At 26.4% G+C, this 2,520-nt stretch carries 3 protein-coding genes; 1 reads left to right on the top strand and 2 read right to left on the bottom strand.

Translation table 11 applies throughout. The features are described 5' to 3' along the window. Together AOG54_RS02540 and AOG54_RS02535 are read right to left on the bottom strand one after the other, a co-directional pair. Positions 1 to 513: glycosyltransferase (locus AOG54_RS02540; RefSeq protein ID WP_236692442.1), on the bottom strand; the 513-nt coding region annotated here is incomplete at its 3' end. After that, entirely contained in the window at positions 494 to 1,555 is a 1,062-nt protein-coding gene (locus tag AOG54_RS02535; RefSeq protein ID WP_055032367.1) for a glycosyltransferase, read from the bottom strand. The genes AOG54_RS02540 and AOG54_RS02535, both read right to left, overlap by 20 nt. A gap of 164 nt (positions 1,556 to 1,719) precedes the next feature. On the opposite strand from AOG54_RS02535, the gene AOG54_RS02530 reads away from it, so the two are divergent. After that, the coding region (locus AOG54_RS02530) for a glycosyltransferase family 2 protein (protein WP_055032366.1) at positions 1,720 to 2,520 on the top strand (801 nt) is incomplete at its 3' end.

The following is a 2,520-nucleotide window of genomic DNA, read 5'->3' as shown; positions in this document are numbered from 1 at the left end:
TTTCTCGAGAAAATATACCATTTTTAGTTTATTATTATTTTTTATTACCATGGTTTTAAATTTGGGTGGATTTATTAATTTGTCATATACTATAGTATTATTCATAAGCACATTATAATTATTATGGTAATATCCAATATTATTGTCCTGAAAAATATCATATATAATTTTTAATTTTTCAGTGCTAATAAGGTCATCATCATCCAAAAAAACAATTATTTGACCAGATGCATATTTTTGGGCCAGATATGGGTAATAACCCTCAATGCCAGAGCTTATTATGCTTTTCATTTTATGTTTTGATATAAATTCATCAATTTTTTGATCATAAAAATTCTTGATTACTATAATTTCATATTTATCCTTATCAAGAGTCTGGTTAACTGCGCAGTTTATAGCATCCATTAAATATGTATTTCTATCATATGCGGTAACTATCAAGGATATAAATGGCCTAATATTCCCATCGCCATTGTAATAATATTTTACCTCATTATCCTGATATTTTAGCATATAAATCCTCCATTTTGCGCTTGAAAATGTCAAACGAATATTTTTTAGCCTCTATTCTTCCATTTTTAATTAATTCATCGGCATTTTTTATCGAATCTCTTATTCCCTGATATATTGAATTTACATCATTTGGATTTACAAATATGGCATTTGAATTTGTTACCTCCCTTAGAACCTTGATATCCGAGGCAATAACTGGAAGTCCCACTTTAAAAGCCTCAATAACTGGCAATCCCTGCCCCTCCTCAAGCGATGGAAAGAGTAATGCATCACACGCATTATAAATTTTATTTAGTGTTTGATCGTTTATATTTTTAAAATTAATTCTGCCGTTTGAGTTTCCAACACCTATAATTAAATAATCATCATTGAGTATTTTATTTAATTTCATTATAATTTCTCCATTTTTTCTTAAAACGTTATTTGATACATTAAGAATTAATATTTTATCTAATGGCAAATTTAACTCCTTTCTGATCTTATTTTTATCCTCATTAATATGATAAAAAGAATCTGCCACGGGATGATTTATAACATATATTTTGCCCTTATAGCCCCAGGTTATTAAAGATTCTTTAACATAATTTGTGTTTGTTGTTATGTAATTGGAATGCATTGCATATTTATTAAAAATATATTTTTCATATAATTTTCTAAGTTTTTCTTTTTTATAGTTATCGCTATTATAATATAAATTTGTGTTAAACTGCGAAAAAGGATTATCATGAACTGTAAATAAAATTTTATCACTATTATATAATATCACATCACGCTGTGACGTATAATGATATACTGTATTATCGTCCCTTAATGAATTTAAATATATGGCCAAATCTTTATGCGATATTGATGGCATTATGGTATTGAACATTCCATGTTTAAATTTGCCCGGAAAGTCATGGCCTGTATGTTCATAAGACCATCTCTCTCTGGAATCAACAACATTTACTATTTCTGTATTATCCAGTTTACTGAGCAATTCAGCATACCGGTACAGGGCTGTATAGGGCTGCCAGAAATTTATGATAATTTTTTTAATCATTTTAAGTCCATATCAAATATCTAACTATAAATTTTAAGCCTTCCTTAATTTATATTATGTTTATATAATCATACCATGACAATTTATAAATTCCTTAATTATTATGGATAAAATTCAGGAAATAAAATAATAAAATTAAAATTGTTTTTAAATATTACTAATAAATGATCTCCGTAATATTAACCGCTTATAATAGGCGTGAATATTTAAAATATGCCCTTGATTCATTAAAAATTCAGAGTGTCAAAAATTTTGAAATTGTTTTAATAACAAATTTTAATTTTAATCTGGAAGGATATAAAGACCTTAATATCAGGCAGATAATAATAAATGGGAGCATAGGCGAATTCATTTATCATGGGGTCATGGAATCCCATGGGGATATACTGGTATTTATGGATGATGATGATACATTTACTCAAAATAAGATGGAATACATAAATGATATTTTTAAAAATGAAAGTATTGGCTATTTTCACAATTATGCTTTTTTTATGAATTCAAAAAGAAGATTTTTTTTACCCCCGGATTTTAACTCATCATGTATATCCATTAGAAAAAATATATTAATTCCATACATGAAATATTTAAATGAATTAATAACCGGCCCAGACTCGTTTTTATATTTATGCGCCCTATCCTCAAAATATAAATCATTGAATAAAAGAGTTTATCTTACCTACTATAATGACCATAAAGATAGTGCATCAGACATAAAAAATGATAAAACGTGGTTATTAAAAGATTTAAATGCATTACAGTACATGAAATCCTTTTTTAATTCAGATAAATCCTTAAAATATTTAAATAAATTAATTTTAGGAATAAGGATTAAGCTTTACCTTTTTTATGGTGAAAAATTTGATAGAGGAGCCAGATCATCATTTTTCCAGTTTATTGAAATATGGCTTTATTTTTTTTATACATATGGTATACTGGATAAAAAATTAAAATTAATGCTTAAA

It is taken from the genome of Acidiplasma aeolicum (assembly GCF_001402945.1).
In the GTDB taxonomy this organism is placed as follows: Archaea; Thermoplasmatota; Thermoplasmata; order Thermoplasmatales; family Thermoplasmataceae; genus Acidiplasma; species Acidiplasma aeolicum.
This window is presented reverse-complemented; position numbering and strand designations above follow the sequence as displayed.